This window comes from Oenococcus oeni (assembly GCF_020510245.1).
GTDB classification, from domain to species: Bacteria; Bacillota; Bacilli; order Lactobacillales; family Lactobacillaceae; genus Oenococcus; species Oenococcus oeni.
Map to the genome: position 1 here is coordinate 422,660 of NZ_CP084701.1, position 19,707 is coordinate 442,366.

The 19,707-nt window shown below is 35.2% G+C and carries 22 protein-coding genes and 1 other RNA gene; 16 read left to right on the forward strand and 7 right to left on the reverse strand.

Annotation, left to right across the window (positions count from 1 at the left end):
* The first annotated feature begins 8 nt into the window (after positions 1-8).
* The 7 genes from J3U91_RS02110 (at position 9) to J3U91_RS02140 (ending at position 7,834) form a co-directional block, all read left to right on the forward strand.
* Positions 9-1,001, forward strand: coding sequence for a glycosyltransferase family 2 protein (locus J3U91_RS02110; protein ID WP_002818302.1), 993 nt, complete (start codon positions 9-11; stop codon positions 999-1,001).
* Positions 994-3,024: a glycosyltransferase family protein gene (locus J3U91_RS02115; protein ID WP_002818303.1), complete on the forward strand. Its 2,031-nt coding sequence runs from the start codon at positions 994-996 to the stop codon at positions 3,022-3,024. The genes J3U91_RS02110 and J3U91_RS02115 overlap by 8 nt, the downstream gene beginning before the upstream one ends.
* Positions 3,025-3,053: 29 nt before the next feature.
* Positions 3,054-3,740 carry a response regulator transcription factor gene (locus J3U91_RS02120; RefSeq protein ID WP_002817079.1) on the forward strand — a complete coding sequence of 229 codons (687 nt, stop codon included), beginning with the start codon at positions 3,054-3,056 and terminating at the stop codon, positions 3,738-3,740.
* On the forward strand, positions 3,740-5,152 hold the full coding sequence (locus tag J3U91_RS02125) for a sensor histidine kinase (protein ID WP_002820133.1): 1,413 nt from the start codon (positions 3,740-3,742) through the stop codon (positions 5,150-5,152). The genes J3U91_RS02120 and J3U91_RS02125 overlap by 1 nt, the downstream gene beginning before the upstream one ends.
* Before the next feature lie 100 nt (positions 5,153-5,252).
* Positions 5,253-5,690 (forward strand): FMN-binding protein, encoded by a 438-nt coding sequence (locus J3U91_RS02130; protein ID WP_002818306.1) that lies wholly within the window; start codon positions 5,253-5,255, stop codon positions 5,688-5,690.
* On the forward strand, positions 5,691-6,533 hold the full coding sequence (locus J3U91_RS02135; protein ID WP_002818307.1) for an FAD:protein FMN transferase: 843 nt from the start codon (positions 5,691-5,693) through the stop codon (positions 6,531-6,533).
* Between the two features lie 146 nt (positions 6,534-6,679).
* A complete protein-coding gene (locus J3U91_RS02140; RefSeq protein ID WP_226489969.1) occupies positions 6,680-7,834 on the forward strand; it encodes a ferric reductase-like transmembrane domain-containing protein in 1,155 nt (384 codons plus the stop codon).
* A 75-nt stretch (positions 7,835-7,909) separates the two neighbouring features.
* Here J3U91_RS02140 and J3U91_RS02145 read toward each other — a convergent pair whose 3' ends face one another.
* Both J3U91_RS02145 and J3U91_RS02150 read right to left on the reverse strand, forming a co-directional pair.
* Positions 7,910-9,493 (reverse strand): putative polysaccharide biosynthesis protein, encoded by a 1,584-nt coding sequence (locus J3U91_RS02145; RefSeq protein WP_002820131.1) that lies wholly within the window; start codon positions 9,491-9,493, stop codon positions 7,910-7,912.
* 392 nt (positions 9,494-9,885) lie between these two features.
* Positions 9,886-11,385: an MFS transporter gene (locus J3U91_RS02150; RefSeq protein WP_002818312.1), complete on the reverse strand. Its 1,500-nt coding sequence runs from the start codon at positions 11,383-11,385 to the stop codon at positions 9,886-9,888.
* A gap of 98 nt (positions 11,386-11,483) precedes the next feature.
* On the opposite strand from J3U91_RS02150, the gene J3U91_RS02155 reads away from it, so the two are divergent.
* Entirely contained in the window at positions 11,484-12,020 is a 537-nt protein-coding gene (locus J3U91_RS02155; protein WP_002818314.1) for a TetR/AcrR family transcriptional regulator, read from the forward strand.
* Between the two features lie 303 nt (positions 12,021-12,323).
* On the opposite strand, the gene ssrA is transcribed toward J3U91_RS02155, so the two are convergent.
* From ssrA to J3U91_RS02180, 5 genes are all read right to left on the reverse strand, one after another.
* Positions 12,324-12,673, reverse strand: a transfer-messenger RNA (tmRNA) gene (gene ssrA, locus J3U91_RS02160).
* 190 nt (positions 12,674-12,863) lie between these two features.
* Positions 12,864-13,898 (reverse strand): site-specific integrase, encoded by a 1,035-nt coding sequence (locus J3U91_RS02165; RefSeq protein ID WP_002820628.1) that lies wholly within the window; start codon positions 13,896-13,898, stop codon positions 12,864-12,866.
* Between the two features lie 38 nt (positions 13,899-13,936).
* A complete protein-coding gene (locus J3U91_RS02170) occupies positions 13,937-14,713 on the reverse strand; it encodes an SHOCT domain-containing protein (RefSeq protein ID WP_002819780.1) in 777 nt (258 codons plus the stop codon).
* 40 nt (positions 14,714-14,753) lie between these two features.
* A complete protein-coding gene (locus tag J3U91_RS02175) occupies positions 14,754-15,038 on the reverse strand; it encodes an ImmA/IrrE family metallo-endopeptidase (protein ID WP_002819779.1) in 285 nt (94 codons plus the stop codon).
* Complete coding sequence (locus tag J3U91_RS02180; RefSeq protein ID WP_002819777.1) at positions 15,016-15,363, reverse strand: helix-turn-helix domain-containing protein; 348 nt, start codon at positions 15,361-15,363, stop codon at positions 15,016-15,018. The genes J3U91_RS02175 and J3U91_RS02180 overlap by 23 nt, the downstream gene beginning before the upstream one ends.
* A 277-nt stretch (positions 15,364-15,640) precedes the next feature.
* Here J3U91_RS02180 and J3U91_RS02185 point away from each other — a divergent pair, with 277 nt between their 5' ends.
* From J3U91_RS02185 to J3U91_RS02220, 8 genes are all read left to right on the forward strand, one after another.
* Positions 15,641-15,871, forward strand: coding sequence for a hypothetical protein (locus tag J3U91_RS02185; protein WP_002819776.1), 231 nt, complete (start codon positions 15,641-15,643; stop codon positions 15,869-15,871).
* Positions 15,850-16,044 (forward strand): hypothetical protein, encoded by a 195-nt coding sequence (locus J3U91_RS02190; RefSeq protein WP_002819775.1) that lies wholly within the window; start codon positions 15,850-15,852, stop codon positions 16,042-16,044. Before J3U91_RS02185 ends, J3U91_RS02190 begins: the two co-directional genes overlap by 22 nt.
* A 32-nt stretch (positions 16,045-16,076) precedes the next feature.
* Positions 16,077-16,226 (forward strand): hypothetical protein, encoded by a 150-nt coding sequence (locus J3U91_RS02195; protein ID WP_002819774.1) that lies wholly within the window; start codon positions 16,077-16,079, stop codon positions 16,224-16,226.
* Between the two features lie 139 nt (positions 16,227-16,365).
* Positions 16,366-16,641 carry a hypothetical protein gene (locus J3U91_RS02200; protein WP_002819772.1) on the forward strand — a complete coding sequence of 92 codons (276 nt, stop codon included), beginning with the start codon at positions 16,366-16,368 and terminating at the stop codon, positions 16,639-16,641.
* 53 nt (positions 16,642-16,694) lie between these two features.
* Complete coding sequence (locus tag J3U91_RS02205) at positions 16,695-17,096, forward strand: hypothetical protein (protein WP_002819771.1); 402 nt, start codon at positions 16,695-16,697, stop codon at positions 17,094-17,096.
* Positions 17,089-17,628, forward strand: a complete 540-nt coding sequence (locus J3U91_RS02210) for an NUMOD4 domain-containing protein (protein ID WP_002819769.1) — start codon at positions 17,089-17,091, stop codon at positions 17,626-17,628. Before J3U91_RS02205 ends, J3U91_RS02210 begins: the two co-directional genes overlap by 8 nt.
* Before the next feature lie 119 nt (positions 17,629-17,747).
* Entirely contained in the window at positions 17,748-19,007 is a 1,260-nt protein-coding gene (locus J3U91_RS02215; RefSeq protein ID WP_002819768.1) for a DEAD/DEAH box helicase, read from the forward strand.
* Positions 19,004-19,705, forward strand: coding sequence for an AAA family ATPase (locus J3U91_RS02220; protein ID WP_002820941.1), 702 nt, complete (start codon positions 19,004-19,006; stop codon positions 19,703-19,705). The genes J3U91_RS02215 and J3U91_RS02220 overlap by 4 nt, the downstream gene beginning before the upstream one ends.
* Positions 19,706-19,707: the final 2 nt, after the last annotated feature.

Genomic DNA, 19,707 nt, shown 5'->3' on the forward strand with positions numbered 1-19,707 from the left:
GAAAAAATATGGATAAACTTGTTATCGTCATTCCGGCGTATTTCGAAGAAGAGGTTTTGGATTCTACAATTTCAACGCTCACTCAGATTCTTGAACAATTATCTGAAGAAAAGAAGATTAGCGGCGGATCGACATTATTAGTAGTTAACGATGGTTCAACCGATCAGACCTGGTCGATTATCGAAAACTATCATAAGAGCAATCACTTTGTCAGTGGAATCAACCTGAGCCGTAATTATGGCCACCAGAATGCTTTGTGGGCTGGAATGACGGCGGCCAGTGTCGATGCCGATCTGCTTATTACAATCGATGCCGATTTACAGGATGATCCAAAATCGATTATCGAGATGGTTGATAAGTATCATGCCGGTTACGATGTTGTCTATGGCGTAAGGAACAATCGTGAAAGCGATACATTCTTTAAACGGGCCAGTGCCAATTTATTTTACAAATTGATGAATAAACTGGGGGTTAATATAATTCCCAATCACGCGGATTTTCGTTTAATCGACCGGCGTGTCTTAAAGCAGCTTCTGCAGTTCCCGGAAAGAAATCTTTTTTTACGCGGCATGCTTCCGCTGGTTGGCTTTTCGAGTACGAAGGTCTTCTATAAGCGTCGAGCCCGCCAGGCCGGAAAATCGAAATATCCTTTGCATAAAATGCTTTTGCTTGCTTGGGATGGAATCACTTCTTTTAGCGAAGTTCCGATTCGATCGATTATTGTTTTTGGTTTTTTGTTGGTCTTTTTGTCGGCCTTTTACGTCTTGTACGGTCTGATCCGCTGGGCAACCGGTCATACCGAAACCGGCTGGACCTCTTTGATGGTTTCAATCTGGCTGCTTGGCGGGATTCAATTAATCGTCATTGGAATCGTTGGCGAATATATCGGCAAGATTTTTAAAGAGGTCAAACGTCGGCCGCGTTTTATTATCCAAGATGATCTTTATACAAAACCAAAGCCTCCAAGAATGAAGAATTCAGATAGTTCGTCAAATGTTTAAAAGATTAAAAGTTATTTTCGCTTTCAAACAATTACTAATCGTTTTATTGTCAATTGCGATGTTGATCGGGGTTGCTTGTAATCTGGTCTATCCCTTTGAAAATACTAGTTCGCTGATCCTTTTGCCAATTGTTTTTATCGGTCCGCTGTTGGTCTTTTTTCTTTATCGCTATTTAAAAAAACTACCGCCGTTCTTGTTAAAAAGAATTATCCTGATCGCTTTTTTAATCATGGTGCTAGTTCAGATTTACGTTTTTTCGGCAATGCCGGCGACGATTTATCATGACCCCTTTCGGGTTATTCAGGAGGCCGAACAGGTCAGTACCGGAGATATCGACTGGACCAGTGATTATTTTTGGCGTTATCCGAATAACGTTCCGCTAACGGCCCTGGTTGGTTTCTGGTTTAAGTTAACCAACCTTCTGGGCTTGACGCCTAATCTGGCCATTCACATCCTGAGCCTGTTGTTTCTCGATTCAATGATAATCATTTTATTGATGACGGCGAAGAAAATTACTGGTAATTTGGCTTTGCCGTTTATCGGTCAACTTTTTTTCTTATTGAGCCCCTATGCCTATACCTATAATCTTCAGGTCTTTTATTCCGATTTGCCAATTTATTTTTCGATCTCGGCGTTGTTGTTAATTGTCTTAAAGTGGCAAAAAGCGGATTTTAAATCAAAGAAATGGCGTTTTTTGAGCTTGGTGCTTCTATTCTTGATATGCCTGTTCGCCCAAATCATCAAGCCTAATTTTTTAATCGTTGCCCTGGCGGCTTTCATTACTATCCTGGCGGCTTGGCTTGCAAAAAAGAAAATGATTAAGGTGATCACGATTCCTTTGATCACGATTATCTTGGCGATTCTGATAGCCTTCCCGGCGACGAAATTTTTGGACAATTCAATCAATTTTAAGAATAATGAGCAATATGAGTTACCGATTACACATTGGATATATATGGGGCTGAATCTGAAGAGGGATGGCTCTTATAGTGGGCGCGACACGAAGTCGGCAGTTAAACGGGTGAATATTAATGCTCGAGAAAAAGCCGATATTAAAGGAATTTCTAGGCGCCTGAAAAAAGCCGGAATTTTTAATCTAATTAAATTGTGGACCAGTAAAGTCGCTATTCTGCTGAATGTATCGAAATATAATCATGCGTATACCGGCGGTTATGTATCGGCACCGGCTTGGTTCCAAAAAGGACAAGCTTGGTGGTCGGCTACCGCTTCTTTGGTATTGCGGTTAGCTTTTATCACGATTTATTCCCTGGCATTGATAAGCCTCTATCGCTTATTTAAGGTTAAAGAGGTCAACTACCTGTTGTTGTTCTCTTTATTGATAGCTGTCGGCTATGTAGCTTTCCATACTTTTCTTTGGGAGGTCGAGGGCCGTTATGGCCAGGCGATTACACCGATCCTTTTCTTGCTTATTGCCAACACATTTTCTAAAGCAGCGATTGCAGAAAAGAAAACAAAAAGAGATTGGAAGATCCCGCTCTTTATCCTGGCTTTTCTCTCACTGGGTGGTATTTACCTTAAGGCCAACGCCCGTTTGATTAATTCCAGAGGAATTGCCACAATTGCTCAACGCAGTCAGCTTTCCAACCAGTACAATCCTCAGGTTACTTGGCTGGCAGCCCATTCGTCGGTAACGCAAAATGTTTCGATTGCTGCGACAAATGATTATTTTTCAATTTTAAAGGTCAAAGGGAGCAAGGCTGTGGCGACTTTGACCAACCGCACCACAAAACAAACATTCAATATTAACGCCGGCCATACAAAGTACAGCATTCTTAATCAATTAAAACCCGGCGAATATCAAATCAAAGTCACTAATCCAACTGACGATCAACAAGCTATCTGGCTAGTCAAGACCCATAACTACCAGCTCGGACAGGAATCGGCAACCACGCCCGAGCCAACCTGGGGCAAGCGTTCATTTGTCTACATGTTCTCCCAAAACCGGGTTCATGACGACCAGGGTACCTTTAGGATAGTTAAAATTAAAAAGCCTTATAAATAAAACAAGAAAGCGAGTGTTCAAAAATTATTATGGTAAAACCAATCATTCTTATAATCGAAGATGAGACAGCTATTGTAGCTTATTTACAGACGGAACTTAAATTTGAAGATTATATTGTTTTGACAGCTAGTGATGGCGAAATGGGCCTTTCAGTTTTTGAACAGAATTCAAACCGAATTAATGTAGTTTTGCTTGATTGGATGTTGCCAAAACGAGATGGGCTCGAAGTTTTACGGCGCATTAGAAAATTAAATAGTCAGGTTTCTATAATTCTTATGACCGCTAAAAGTGATATTGGCGATAAAGTAGCTGCATTAGATTCTGGTGCAGATGACTATATTACGAAGCCTTTTGAAATTGAAGAACTTTTAGCACGTTTAAGAGTGACGATTCGTCATCAAAATAAGCCACGCCCAAAACTATATCAGGTATCTAACTTAGTGCTGGATTTAGACGCACACCGTGTTACAAGGGATGGACAGGTTATTGATTTAACGCAAAGAGAGTTCCAACTTTTAACATATTTAATTGAAAATGCAGGCAAAACGCTTACTCGCGATGATTTACTTGATAATGTTTGGGGAGTTGATTTTAACGGTCAATATAATACAGCTGATGTTTATATACGCTATCTTCGTCAAAAGATAGATGATCATTTTTATCCGAAGCTTATTCATACGGTTCGTAGTGTTGGATATGTCTTAAGGGCAAAATAATGCGCAAAGTAAAAAATTTTTTTCATAATCTATTAGCCTTTATAAGGCCGCTAAAAAATAGTAGTGCCTTAATCATGACGCGCTCTTATTTTTTCTTGCTAGCTATTATTACATTTTCGATGGTGATTTCGGTTCCGACTGTTTTGGGTTATCAGCTGATAAGGATTCAAGTACAAAATGCAAATCAATATATTAAAAGTTTGAAGAAAACAAATATTGATTCTGCTCATGATTGGAATATTTGGATTAGAAACAACACTTTTGATAGCGATGTTATTTTTATTAAAGCTCAGACAAATAAGAAAAAAACTTTTTATTCTGATGGTGCTAGTCATGTTGCTAGTAAAAATTACAAACATTTATTTTTTTCAAAAAAATATCTTTTAGATAGCAAAAATTGGCATGACTTTAATCATTACAAGCTATACTACACAAAGACTGTCACTCAATACGGAAATCATTTTACAGTTTGGATTAATTTATATAAAGTTTTTAATATCATAAAAATAACTCTTTACACTTTACTAATTATTATTTGTTTGGTTTTGATTTTTGGAGTTTGGCTGATTTGGCAATTATCACAACGATTGACAACACCTCTATCTTATTTGAGTTCTGCGACTGAGAAGGTAAGCCTTAAAATTAAGCAGAGTAATCAAAGAATGGAAGACCGATTACCTGAGCCTACTTCCCCAACAGAAGTAAATGAGTTAGCTGTCTCATTTAATCAACTTTTAGATGTGATTAGTGAAAAAGAGGTCCGTGAAAAACAATTTGTTTCAGACGCATCTCACGAATTAAAAACTCCCATTGCTGCAATTAATGGGCATCTCAAATTGATTAAACGCCGAGGGCGTGAACATCCTGAAATTATCGAGAACTCTTTCGATTACATTTCGAATGAAACAAGGCGAATGCAACATTTGGTACAAAATCTATTAGATTTATCTCACGCTGAACGAGATGAATTGAATATCACTAAGATAAATTTAAGCGAATTATTAGTTGAAATATCGAAAAACGTACCCTTTCCACAAAAGATAAAAACAAAATTTTCCAGCAATATTTATATCAAAGCCGACTTGGACCAAATACATGAAATCATTTTGGCCATTTTAGAAAACTCCAGTAAATACAGTCCGCTGGATTGTCCAATTATTTTAAATATTGAGCAAAACTCTGGGAAAACGATTATGAGAATTATTGACTTTGGGAAAGGAATTTCTGCGAATGATAAAAAACATATTTTTGAACGTTTTTATCGAGCAGACGCCTCTCGTAGCAATAGCATTCCCGGTTCTGGATTGGGTCTTTCAATTGTCAAGGAATTGGCAAATCGCCAGCATATTAAAATCAATGTTTTGGATAATTATCCAAGAGGCACGATTTTTGAATTATCTTTGCCTAGATAATTTTTATTTAATTTTTATTTTAAAAATAATTAATATAAAGGAGATTCTATAAAATTATGATAAAAAAATTATCGCATTTTTAATTAGCTTGTCTATAACTTTGGCTATTGCGATTGATGGTTACCTATTATTTTTTAAAAAAAGCAGTGCTGAAAATATTGCTATTGATTCAAGTGTAAATTCACAAAGTAATTCTAATGCATCAGAGTCATCAAGCGCTTCTAGCTCGTCTTCAAGTTCTTCTGTGGACTCCGGTTATCAAAATGGAACTTACACCGGCAAATCAGCCAGCATGCGTTGGGGGAATGTGCAAGTCAAAGTAACGATTAGTAATGGTGAGATTACAAAAGTTCAAACTATTAAATATCCAACAGATAATCCTCACGATCAGCAAGTAAATTCTAGTGTTTTGCCAACCTATGAGGATGAAGCTGTTAAAAATGATTCTTCAAAAATTCAATCATTTAGTGGAGCCACTGAGACCTGGAAAGGATTTACTAAATCCTTACAAAGTGCTTTAAACAAGGCGGAATCTTAAATGATGAAAATTTATAAAAAAAATATTGATCATTATATAATGCTTAGCTTTGAAATTAATGAAATGAATATTCCTTTTACCGGTCAAATTGTAGTTAAAGAAGATGACGAAGTTACGAGAGAAGTTATTTTGGGACGTGCAAAAAAAATTCATGAATGGCTTGTGTTAGTGGATCACATTTTTTCTCCTTTCAGAACAAATTCTGAACTTACTTTATATAATCATCGAAAAATTGAAATGACTGGTACTAACCTACTTTTTCAAGAAGTTTTTGCTCTGTCGATTTGGGCAAAAGAAATGACGCAAGGACTGTTTTCAGCGAATTTTGTTGGAAAATATAATCCAACCGGTGCTGTTAAAGGATGGGCAATTGAAAAGGCAGAACGTATTCAACTTGCACCGCTTCTATCTGACCCGAATTTTGTAGCTGTTAATTTGAATGGTGGTGGTGATATGCAATTTAGTAGTTCCGACAAGCATAATTGGCAATGGGAAATAGGGATTGTTAATCCCTTTGATAATAAAAAAGTTATTAGTTGCTTCAGAATGAAAAATGGCGCTATAGCAGCATCTGGAACTAGTCAACGAGGAGAACATTTGTTTAATTCATCAACTGGACGCGCAATACCAGAAAAAAATTTTAATGTCATTAGTTCAAGTGTCATTGGTTCGGAATTGACTTATTCCGATATTTGGGCTACTGCTATTGCTACTACGACAATTAATGATCATAGCTGGTTAAAACGTTTATCCGGTTCAGGATTAAGAATAAGTTATAACAAAAAATCTGAACGTTGGCTCAATCACGAAATTATTGATCAAAAGGAGTTAATTTATGCTTAAAAATCATAAATATTTATTAGGACTTTTTTTGGGGAGCAGCAATATTTATTATTCTGCTTCCATTAATTCAAGCGCTTGCGACTGGAATGAATGAATCTTCTGCCTCTATACTTGGGTTTCAAATAGGCACGATAGCATATGTTTGGATGTTATTTGTAATTTTTGTTAGCACAAAACCGAAATGGTTAGATCGAATAATTGGATTGCCATCTATGTATTTCGTTCATGGACTTCTTGGTATTGGAGCAATTATTTTAGCTTATGTACATACTCTAATGAATTTATCTAGTGGCTTAATCAAACTCACTGGAGATTATGCTTTATGGATTTTAATTGGAACAGCCGCTTATTCTATTTTATTTTTAAGTGGCTGGATAACTGATAGAGTCCACTGGGTTAAATTAATTGTTAGATTCTTGGAATTACATATTTTTAAACACGAAACCAGTGTTTGGATTCATCGTTTAAATCTTATTGCAACTATTTTTGTTTTTATTCATGTGCTTTTAATTAGTTACATTATGCAAATAAATTCTTTCGCAATTATCTTTTATTTATATTCCTTTATAACTTTTTTGAGTTATTCATGTTTTCTTGTATCAAAATATTGGCGTTTTAGCAAAGCTAATGTTATTGAAATTAGAAATATTGGTGGGAATATGGCTCAAATGATTTTGGAATTTTCTAAAATTAAGATTAGTCGTTTGAAACAGTACCAACCGGGCGATTATGTCTTTATTAGTTTCCCCAATCTTGAAAAAATGAAAGAAATGCATCCATTTTCTTTTGTTGATTTTGATTTTAAAAATAGGCGAATTGTTTTGGCTATTCGAGGAGATGGAGATTTCTCGCGACAAGTTTCAAAAATCGAAATTGGCGAAAAAGTTTTAATTGATGGCCCCTATGGGACTTTGAATAAACAAATTATTGAACAGACGAATGCCAAACAACCACTAATTATGCTGGCAGGAGGTACTGGCGTAGTACCTTTAATCAGCTTGGTTCTTGAATATTCTCAAAAACGAGAAATATATTTCATATGGACCGTTTCTCGGGAAGACCAATTGGTTTATAGGGAAATGCTTTTGCAATTATCTAAAAATCAAAAAAATTTCCATTATTTCGAGTCGATCCATCGTTTAAATTCTGAAAAGTTGCTAAATATTTTAAAGACTCCCATTTTGGAAAATAGTTATTATTTATTGTCTGGGTCTAATATTATGATGCTAGGCTATAAAACGTTACTTAGAAAATGTGGAATTCATTCAAAAAATGTTTATTACGAGAAATTTAGTTTTTAGTATTTTTTAGTTACACTATTAAAAAGTTTTAGCAATGAAGCTTTATTCACTTTTTAATTCCGGACTAAATATTGGTTATTTTGTTAGAATTTCATCTAAAATACCATTCGTTTTGTAACAGTTAATAATGATAAAAAGTCCAATCAAGGATGATATTAAACAGGGTAAAAATTGACCGATTCTTGAATCCGAAACAAATAACTGGGTAAAATAATCTGATATGCAGACTAATGCAAACATTATTATCGACGAAACAAATGTGCTGCTAAGAAAGCCCGCTTCAATGTTTTGAGAAACTTGATAGTTTATTTCTATAAAGGCAAACATCATCATTGTGCTAACTATTAAGCCAACAAATGTTGCTATCATGGCACCCAACATTGGAAATACTATGATCAAAAATGGCTGGAACAATATTTTAAAAATAATTCCATAAATTATCGCTTTTATAACTACACGGGTTTTGCCAATTCCTTGCAAAATCATCGCCAACAGCATGCCACTGCTCATAAATATAGAAACCAAAGCTGACACTTGAACAATCGGAACAAAATCCTGTAGGGAGCCGTACTTGCCATAAAAAATAATATAAATAGGTTTTGCAAGAGCATACATAATTAAGGCTGAGGGAGAAATAATCGCGATTAACATTTTAATTCCTCGTGCAATCGAATTTCTCGTCTCTTTTAAATTAGAAGAATTTTTGGAAATAATCGGTAAGATCGTTGAAGCAACCGACATGGCCAGGGAAACTATCAACATAATCAATTTGTTGGCATTGAAATTAAATCTACCAAAGATATCTTCTAACTGTATTTGGGGGAAATCAGGATGAAAAATTCTCATTAAAGGGAAGAATGTGTATTGATCTATCCACTGATAAAAGGTCAAAAATCCGCCAATAAAAACAAAGGGGATCGACTGTTTAACGATTGGAAGAAATGATTTAAAACTGTTTACGAGAGAATTATTTTCACTTAATTCAATTTTCGAGAATAAATGAATTTTTTCAGCTTTAAAGAAATAAAGTTTATAAAGAAGATATATAATAGCTGCCAAGGCACCTATAAAAGCGGCGAAAGTTGACTGAATTACAACATTCACCCAATTGCCGTGGAATATATCCAGAATAGAAAAAGCCGAAAGCAGCATATAAACAATCCTGATTAATTGTTCGATTATATCGGATTTGGCTAAGGTTTCCATATCCAATTGTCCTTGAAATTTTCCACGCAATACGGAAAGGAAAGGGAAAACAATAACGGCAGGAATGAGTGAATGAAGAACTGGAATAAGATTGATGTCTCCGACGGCCAAAATTGGAGCCAGGATCCAGAAAATAACTCCGAAGAGCAGGCCGCTGAAAAGACTTAGTTGAAAAGCTTTCTCTAAAAACAGATCTTTTTCCTTGCCAACCAAGACAGAGGTATACTTAGCCACCGCAGATGGCAGTCCAACTGTCGACATTATTAAAAATAGTTGATAAACATTATATCCTTTACCAAATAAAGTGTTGGCCTGCAAGGATAAAATACCCAGCATCAAGGTCCACGGAATCACATAAATAGCTCCCAAAAGCCGTGAAACAACGTTGCCCAGGGTTAGCCAAGACGTACCTTTTGCTAATTCGCCTGTTATTATATTTTTTTTAAATCTCAATTTGTTGATTTACCCCAAGTAAAAAATAACCTTAGCATGATTACTGAATAAACCGTTGCTCTTTAATAAAAAAGTGCCAGAGCTCAATGTCTAAAGTAAACAGAAATTTTATATAAAGTTGGTTTTCCTAAATATTTTTAAATAAACTGAATAATAATCATTATAAATTAATAAGTTAATTTCTTTCCAATGTTATTAGAATTCTGATTTTTTTGTTTTTCTGTAGATATTATCGCGTGTTTTGCTGCTGACTATTTATATATTTTTTATTATAAAGAGAATTATTTATTTTTAAAATTGATTTTATTGTCAGACAATTTTTTTCATAAGCTTTTTATGGGAGATGGCGAAAAACTAAAAAGCCGTTTAATGCAACTTTTTAAATATTCCTATTAAAAATTAATCACTGATCTGACACCATTTTTTGAAGTATCATACCAGTTTCTTGCGGCATATTCGAGAGAAATTTTCAAAATATCGCCATGAATTTTTTTATTGATCAACCATTTCCACAAAAATTCAGCTGCTTTTGTTCGATTGGCTAAACTTTTATTAGTCATCATTATATGTTTTTGTCTTGTTTGGATGACAGATAATTTTTTAACTTCGTTTCGTGCTGCTGACCATACCTGAGCCTTTGCTGTCGCTAAGTTTGTTGACAGGGCCGATACAAAGATAGCGACAGCAAGCACGGTGCCAATTTGTCTAAAGACACCGGTGACGCTTTGAGAAGCCGTAAGTAATTCTCCAGTAAAATCGCCAGCACTTAGGACTGTGATCGGGCCAATGATAATTCCGTAACCTGTACCGATAAGGATACAAGAAATCGCAAATTGCCAATAAATACGCGGGTTCATGACTGAAAGGCCAACATAACCCAATCCAAGAAGAACAATTCCTAAAGCAATTAATTGCCTGGCGCCCATCTTTTTGAGAAGCAGTCCACTGACGGGGGAAAGCAAGAATACCATTATGGATGCAGGTGTGATCATCAGAGCGGCTTCTAATTCTGTATGTCCTTGAATTTTGGTAAAGAAACTCGGCATTAGGACCATTACACCTACAAATAAGATTCCAGAAAGAACCGTCATGACAACTGCTCCAGTAAAGTGGCGGTATTTGAATAAATGAAGTCGGATCATGGGATCTGACGCCATAGACTCGCGCCAAATGAATAATATTAGCGCTATGACAAACCCCGCGAACAAACTGAGAATTTTTCCGCTGGTCCAACCCCAGGCGCTAGCTTTTACAAGTGCAAGAGTCAGAGAGAATAATAATAGAATTACCAAGCACATTCCGGAAATGTCTAATTTAGCTTTAACAATGTTTTCATTTTTCATTGGCAATAAGGCTACACACATAATCGCGGCAAGCAAAACTAGCGGAACATTGATGTAAAAAATACCTCGCCAACCACAGAATTGTGTCAATAATCCACCGATTGTCGGTCCAAAGGCAGCTGCAAGACCCTGTGTAATTCCTAAAATCAAAACCGCGGTGTTCCTTTTATTTAGTTGAACAGAATTAATACCTATTGTCATGCTGGCTGGGAAGACAATTGCAGCACCGATACTCTGCAAAGCTCGTCCGATAATCAATATTGCTACCGTTGAACTTGAAGCCGATGTTAACGAACCCAACAAAAATAGAATCAGTCCGGCAAAATAGACTTCGTTTCGTCCGAATTGGTCGGCTATCCTTCCTAATGGAATAGTGAAGGCCGCGAAAGCAATTGTATAAACATTCAACGCCCACTGAAGTGTATCAAGATCTGTATGAAGCCCTGTCTGAATTGCTGGTAGTGCAATATTCATGACTGTTGTGTCAAGCATACAAAGGAAAATACTGATGGTCATTGTCATCAAAATAGCCATTTGTTTTTGTTTCAAAAGAAATTCCCCCTTAGCAAAATATGCTAATAACAGCGTAATTTAGGCTATACTGGACAAGAATCTTTAGGCTACAGAAACGAGGGAAGTTGTAAACAATGTCACCACATGAATTAAAGCAATTTAAACTCAGGGCTATCTATCGCGGTCTCTTAACTTTGTTACAGAATAAGCATCTTAGCGATATCACTGTCTCGGATCTCTGCAGAACAGCAGCCGTCTCTCAAACCTACTATTATCGGAACTTTTCATCTTTTCAGGAAATAGTTTCTCGTTATCAAGAACAAATGATTATGTCTTATCTAAATCTTGCTCTTAACAACAGACATATAGACTTCACGCAACTTATGACGGCGTATTTTCAAATAATGGGTGATCATGCAACCGAAACCTTATTATTGATTCATGCAGGACTCTTTGATGTTCTAATAAGCGCCTTTAGAAAGGTTTATGTTTTTCTTGCACAGAATTCCTACATTGATTCTTCACGTACTGTTCGTGGAAAAAATCAATATTTCGCCAATTTTATGGCGGGGGCTGTGATATCTACCGAAGTGCAATGGATGAAACAGGGCATGGAAGAAAGCCCCAGAGAGATGGGCATCATATTGAAACAGCTGTTTCGTTTCTCTTGAGAACAAAACCATGAATTTTTTTAAATCAAAGATCTATGATTCTGTTTTTATTATTTCAGATATATATTTGATGAGATATTTATTAGGAAGTTAAGTCTAAATGGCCTGCTCTTCTTCAATCAGATCTGTATAAGTTAACGGAAGCAAGATCCAGGAGGGTATTTTATTTAACGCATTATCGATAACTAATATGCGCAAAGTCCTTAATAAGCTTTTTAATGTTGATTTTTTTGATAATTAATATGATATTGAGTAAACAAAAAAAGCGCTCAACCGTAGGGGCTTGCGCTTTATCAACATACCATATGGAGTAGATGGGAGTCGAACCCATGTCCAAATTATCCAATCACATAAATATCTACGCTCATAGTTAACAAGTAATTTCGCTCAAGATTAGGTTGCTAACTTCCAAATCGAGAGCTAGTTCGATTCTTGTTTCACTGCTTTTATTCCGAACATAAATGCCAGCAGCTAATCCACTAATTAGGCCGAGAATGTTGCCGTGGACTCAACAAAGGGCTACGCTACTGCGATTAGGCAGCTAATGCGTAAGATGGTTCATTATTTTTTGCAGTTATATCTGCAGTCTTTAACCCGACAAACGGGAACGCAATCCATGCTTGTAATAACCTGTCGAATTCCGGAACTACCCCAAAACTTAACAGTACAATTATAGCATCCGATCCCCATTGGAGCTATTATTAAGCCTTGTACCGATTACCGGTATGAGGCTTTTTTTGTATCTAAATGCCTATATATCAACGTTTCTAAGCACCCTAGATACTACTTTTTTCTACTCAATTCAGTGTTATTTTTTGCCACATTTGCCACAAATTTGCCACACTAAAATATGCTCATAGCTTTGGTATCATCTTCTTTTCTTTTTGATTCCAAAAGATGCGAATAAACTTTTTCTGTAATCATTAAATTTGCATGTCCTAATCTCTTACTTATGTATTGCATTGAAACTCCATTTGCTAAAAGCAGACTCGCATGAGTATGCCTTAAACCGTGAATAGTCACTGATTTTGTATCCAATTTATTACATAGAACTTTAAGATGACGGTTCATAGATTGGTCAGTATAGGGAAATAATTCTTTATCACTATCAAATGAATATTTTTTTAATTGTTGAAACCAAACGATTGGCATTGAAATAACTCGATTCGATGTTTCGTTTTTTGTTGATTTGATTTTGTCTGTTTTTTGTTCTTTTGATTTGGTAATTGAAATAGTTCTTGCATTTTGATCAATGTCCGACATTACAAGGGCACTGATCTCTCCAAACCTGGCACCTGATAGAATACAGGTTAACAGTAGAAAGTTGCTTAGAGAATGATTTTCAATACAATAATTAATTAATTTTTGAGCTTCTTCTTTTTCTAAAAACTTTAAATCTGCTGACTTTCCTTTATTGCTGTAGACAAGATTAATCCTTAAGTCTACCGGATCATTGATTAATTTATCCGCATAGGCATCTTTGAGCGAAGCTGCTATAAGAACCTTTCTTTTTTTAACAGTATTCATAGCGTGATTTTTGCCATAGGCATTAATCAACTGTTGGAATTTTCCACGATTAAAATCTGTCAATAAAGTATCTGGCTCATATTTCTTTAACAGCAGATAAGTCGATTTATAAGCAGAGAGTGTTTGGTTTTCTAGATTTAATTTGTAAGTCTCATACCATTGTTTGAAATAATCGGCAAGAAGGAGATCACTATCTTTTTTTGTTTCTTTTCCAGTCAAAACTTCGGCTTCCCAAGTTTGAGCCTCTCTTTTGGTTGAAAATCCACCTTTATTTATTCTTTGATATCCGCCTCTGCTGTTAGGGCGACTGACTCTTGCGTACCAGTTAGGTCCACGTTTATAAACTGACATGTTAACTCCTTATGTATGCCACGGTAGGGTGGCAAAGATTATAAACCAAGTAATTGTTTCTTTTTGGCAGAGAATTCAGATTCAGTAATCAAATTTTGGTCTAATAAATTTTTAACTTCTTTAATCTGATCTGCAATCGAATTATGAGCAATTGGTTTAATATCTTGATCCCAGATTTTGAAAGCACTAATGATATTATTCTGAGCACTAAACAATTTTGTTTCTGACACTATTTTTTGTTTTGTATTAGTATCCAACAAAATCAATTTAGCTAAAGAACCATCCTCTGTTTTAGTTTCGGTTGTATGAAGGTTGGTTGTACGCTTCTGCTTAATAATTGGTACTAAATGCTTGTTTTTTGATGATCCTGTTGTTTCTAAGCGAGTGGTATATTGTGGCCCATTCCAATCGAACTCAACAATTTTATATGTTTGCACAGGGTCTTTTTCAAAATATTGAGAAAAGTAAATTAGACCATTTTCTTTTTCTCTAATTTTTGTCTTTCCTTTAATAGGCATACCATTACTAGGAATATAATATGTGGTTCGTTCTTTTTCTGATTCTTCAGTCAAATAATCATTCGTAGTTAAACCGGTGGCAGCAGTAAAAGCATATTGTTCATCATTTGTAATAGGCTGATTATTCTTTATCTTCTTAGCGGACGATAATAAATAATGTTTAGAAATTTTCTTACCACTCTTATCTCTTGCTTTTTTGTTGATATTCACGTCTGGAATAAAAGTATCGTTCTTTTTCTGAATTGAATATCCCACATATCCAATAGCAACTAAAGCAATTACAATTAATATAATCATTTTCCCTCCCAAACGGTTTAACGTGACGTTGCACGTATTTTTAAAGATATTTTTTAACTTCTCTTTTGGCCCATTTATTTGCAAAATATTCTGCACGCAACACTTTTACTGAATTATGGTTACAAAGATTTTGTCCTGTATCATATTGCAAATGAATAATTTCATGCATTAAAACTTCCGCTTGAGTATCTATAGGTAGTTCATTATCAATAAATATTAATCCACGATTAACAAAGCCATGCATGAATTTAATTTCATCAGGAAAGGTTTTTAAGTATACTTTGTATTCCGGATAATCAGATTCAATCTTTTCTATCGGATTCATCTTTCTTTTCCTCTTGAGCAACAAGGTAATTCATAAAGTCAATTGCTTTTTGTTGATTTTCTTTTGATAGATGAGCGGGTGCATCCATAGCAACTGTTAACTGTTCATCAGTTAAATTATTACTTTTATTACGACCGAGAAGATAGTCGGTAGATACATTTAAAGCATCTGCGGTCGCAGTTACCTTATCGATTCCTGGTTCATGATCTTTCCATGCGTAAAATTGTTTTCCGCTTTTCATTCCGGTTTTTTCTGCAAGCTGATCCATTGTCCAACCCTTTAAAGAAACTAATCTAGTTATATTAGAAACCAATATTTTAGACATCGAATCTCCTCGTTATTAAGAATTTATTAAGTAATAAATAAATTACTATTATGTTCCCTTTGGTAATAAATATAGGAGTATTCTATATTCGTACCAGGGAAACGTAAACGAAATAAGTAAACAAAAAGAATTAAAAACATTGATAACTGGGGAGTTAGAGAGTGTTTAATAGTATTTTTTGTTTATAAAAAATGTTTACTGAATCATCGTAGTAATAAATTGGTTACTTGTCAATGATATTGGTACAAAAAATATTAATTTATTCGAAAGGAGAACAATGAGCGAATTTATTCAATCAATCATGAGATTACCAACTAGTCAACAAATACAAATTGCGATGTTGTCGAAACATCTTACCTATAAAAAGCTTGGTGAGTTAGTAGCTAAAGAAATTCGTCCGGAAAAACCATTTTCTGTGGCACAAATGCGACACGTGGTTTTAGGACAAACAACTGGCGAAGCAGCTAATAAACAATGGAGAACCATATGCGAGATATTAGGAATTTAAATTCTAGATCTTTGTTGAAAATTGATGAAGCTTCTGAAGTTTATTTTCATGTCCAACATGCCAATAATGCTCAATACGATTTTTTTAGAGAAGTTCCATCGATATTAGTAAACGGGCATCCACGTTGGCAGGTAAAAGATATTGATAAATATCTAGAAAGAAATAAGCAATGAAATTTCTTAAACATGAAAAGGAGATCGATCGGATGGCAACGAGTCACAATCCTAGTTATCTGAAAGGGCTAAAAGACATGAGGAACACTGTAAAGGCTGTTTTAGACAGCGAAGAAATGCCATTCGATCTTTATTACTTAATCGTTAGAAGAATGGATGAAAGAATCGAGGCAAACAAATGAACGTATTAAATCTAGAACTCACGATGTTAGCAGCCGGAGCGGTGGCAGGGATTTGCGTATCACTTATTGGAATGGCAATCGTGCAATGGAAATTATCAGGTATGACTTTAAAAGAATTTTTCCAAGGAGTCGATAACTGATGGAAACAATTAGGCTTAACAGCTTCACTAAAGAAGAAAGCAAAGAAAATATTTTACAAAAAGCCAAAGGCTTAAAGCAGGGTCTTGATCTTTTTAAAGCTTCGTTGGATAAAGCCAAAAAACAACAAAGACCAATCATAGCCACTTATTTAGAAACAGGCGAACAAGTTGAAATCGAATCAGTTTCAAAAGCTAACAAAGCATTTCACAGAAACATTAATTACGCTTTGAAAAACGGAAAATTGATTCAAGGTTACAAACTTTCATACAAATAAAAAACTTCCGACTGCAATCGGAAGAATTAAGAAAATCACGAGGTAATTATAGCATGAGTAACGAAATTAGAATTATAGATCAAGATGGCGTTACAGCTAGCGTAGCTCAATTAAGAAGCAAAGCTTTCGTTTCTGAACTAACTAACGAGGATTTAGAAAACGTGGCCTACACGGCTAAAGCCTTAAAGAATCCGATTAAAAATATCGATGATGAAGTTAAAAAGCGTTTAGCTAACGGCTCACAGTTTGTTCATATTTCGACATCAGAAGTAAGCAAACAGACTTTAGCTAGTGACGATGACAAAGTTAAACAAGCTTTTTATAACAAATACGGTTTAGCTGCTTTTGTGGTTAAAAGCCCAACGCAATTAAAAAAAGAATTTGGCGAAAAGATTCAAGCCGACCTAGATAAAGTCGTTGTCTTTAGCAAACAAAATCGGGTCAAGTATGACTAATAAAGAGATATGGAAGCCTATCAAAGGTTACGAAAATTCATATCAGGTAAGTAGTTGGGGAAGAATTAGAAGTCTTGACAGATTTGTATTTAAAGGCAGCGACAAAGTTAAAAGTATTCAAAAAGATCAAATAATTAAACCCTGGTTAAATTCAGATGGATATTTAAGAGTTTGTCTTTGTAAAAAAGGATTTAAAAAATACAAAAAAGTTCATCGGTTGGTTGCTGAAACATTTATCCCAAATCCAAAAAATAAGCTGACAGTAAACCACATTAACGAAGTTACTACTGATAATAACGTCAATAATCTCGAATGGATGACTAACGAAGAAAATATTAATTATGGTCATCGTATTGAAAATATTAAAAATACGATGAGTTGGAAAATTAAACAAATCAAAAATAAAACCGTAGTAAATATTTTCAATTCTTTGCACGAAGCCGAAGAAACAACTAAAATCCCCAGACAATCAATTTCTTATGCCGTTAAACATGGCACACATTTGAAAAATTATATGTGGGAAAGAGGGTGATTGGCTGTTGAGAACATTAAGAGACTATCAATCAGAAACCATTAATAAGATTGTTCAATCTATGAAACAAGGTCATAAATCAATTATTGTTCAACAGCCGCCCTCGTACAGGCAAGACCATGATTATGGCCGATATTGCCAAGCGAACTACAGATAAAAATAATCGTGTTTTATTCCTGGTTCACAGAAAAGAATTAATTGAGCAAGCGGAAAAGACGTTTAAAGAACAACGAGTCGATATGCGTTTAGTTCAGTTTTCAATGATTCAATCAGCAGCTAAGCATTTAAAAAATCTATATCCAGCTAAATTAATCTTTGTCGATGAAGGTCATCACAGCATGGCTAAAAGTTATTTAAAAGTATTAGATCACTTCAATGAATCTTTTAAATTATTATTTACTGCCACGCCTTGGAGATCAGGCAAAGGCGGTTTTACAGAAATAGCCGATGACTTGATTGTTGGCAGGCCTGTAAGTTGGTTTATTAAAAAAGGCTATATGGCTGATTTCGATTATTATGCACCGAATGAAATTGATACAGAAAAATTAAAAGTAAGTCAAGGAGATTTTTCTAACAAATCAATTAATGAAGCATTGAAACACACGATTTATGGTGACGCTGTTAAATATTACAAACAATTAGCAGCTGGTAAACAAGCAATTGTTTATACGCATTCTGTTGAATCAGCTTATAAAGTTGCCGAAGAATTTAATAAATCAGGTATCAAAGCAAAAGCGTTAGACGGTTCAACTGAAAGCAATAATCGCGAAAGAGTAATAAACGATTATCGAAACGGGAAATTAACCATATTGGTTAATCGGGATTTATTTACCGAAGGACTTGATTTACCGAATGTTGATTGTGTTATTCAATTAAGACCAACAAAATCATTAGCTTTGTTCTTACAGTTCTCGATGAGATGTTTAAATCCAAGAGAGAACAAAAAAGCAATAATAATAGACCACGTTAACAACGTTGGGCGATTTGGATTGCCAGACGAAGAAAGAGAATGGAATTTAAGTGGTAAACATTCAAGCGAACTTTTAAACCCTATAAAAACTTGTCCGATGTGTTTTGGAACTTTCTATAAGAAAGATGTCAAAAAAAATCTATGCCCGTATTGCGGATCTGAATTAACTAGTGAAAATGCTGGCAATTCAGGAAAAGCATACGAAATAAAAAAAGACGCTAAGCTTGCGAAAGTTAATCGTAATCGCTTAGCAGATATTAAAAAGGAGATAAAAGCGGAGATCGCTTCACACGTTCCCTCTGATTGGCACGATGCAAAAAGTCAAGCGCAATTAGAGGAATACGCAAAAATACACGGCTATAAACATGGCTGGGCGTATTTCAAAGCTAGATCAATGCACTTATTATGATTTTACCCAAGAACGAAGTAAACCCGCATATCGTTGATGAACCTCATAATTTTATGATTTGGGGCAAACCAATGAGCGGAAAAAGTTATTTAGCCGGATTGTTTCCAGCGCCATTATTTTTAAACACCGACAGCAATGCCAAGGCTAACAAATATCCGTTTATTTCTTTAAAAAACGAATACGGAAAAGATGGAAAAATCACGAAGGATATTACCGACCAGTTAGATGAGATTATCACGGCTCTTACGACTGAAAAGCACGACTATCAAACAGTGATTGTCGATGTTATCGACGACGTGGTTGCTTTGATTGAAGAAGCTGTCTGTAACGAATCCGGTGTTAAAGCCTTGTCCGATATTCCTTACGGGAAAGGTTACGCAACCGAAAAGACTGCTTTACAGCGTTTTGTTACCAGGCTTAGAACAATGCCGTTAAACGTTATTTATGTCAGCCGTGAAATTACGATGACCGATGCCGATGGCAGCAATCCAGTACCACAACCATCATTACCGGAAAAATGGCAGAACATCGTTAATGGCAATTCTGATTTAGTTATCAGAACCAGAAAAATCGGTGAAAGATATTTACAACAAGTAACCGAACAAAGAAAGCATTACAAACAATCTCGTATCGAAAGCGAGCGAGTTCTAAAAATTCTTAAATATATTGATTACAACTTTGCAAAAGAGGAGAAATAAAA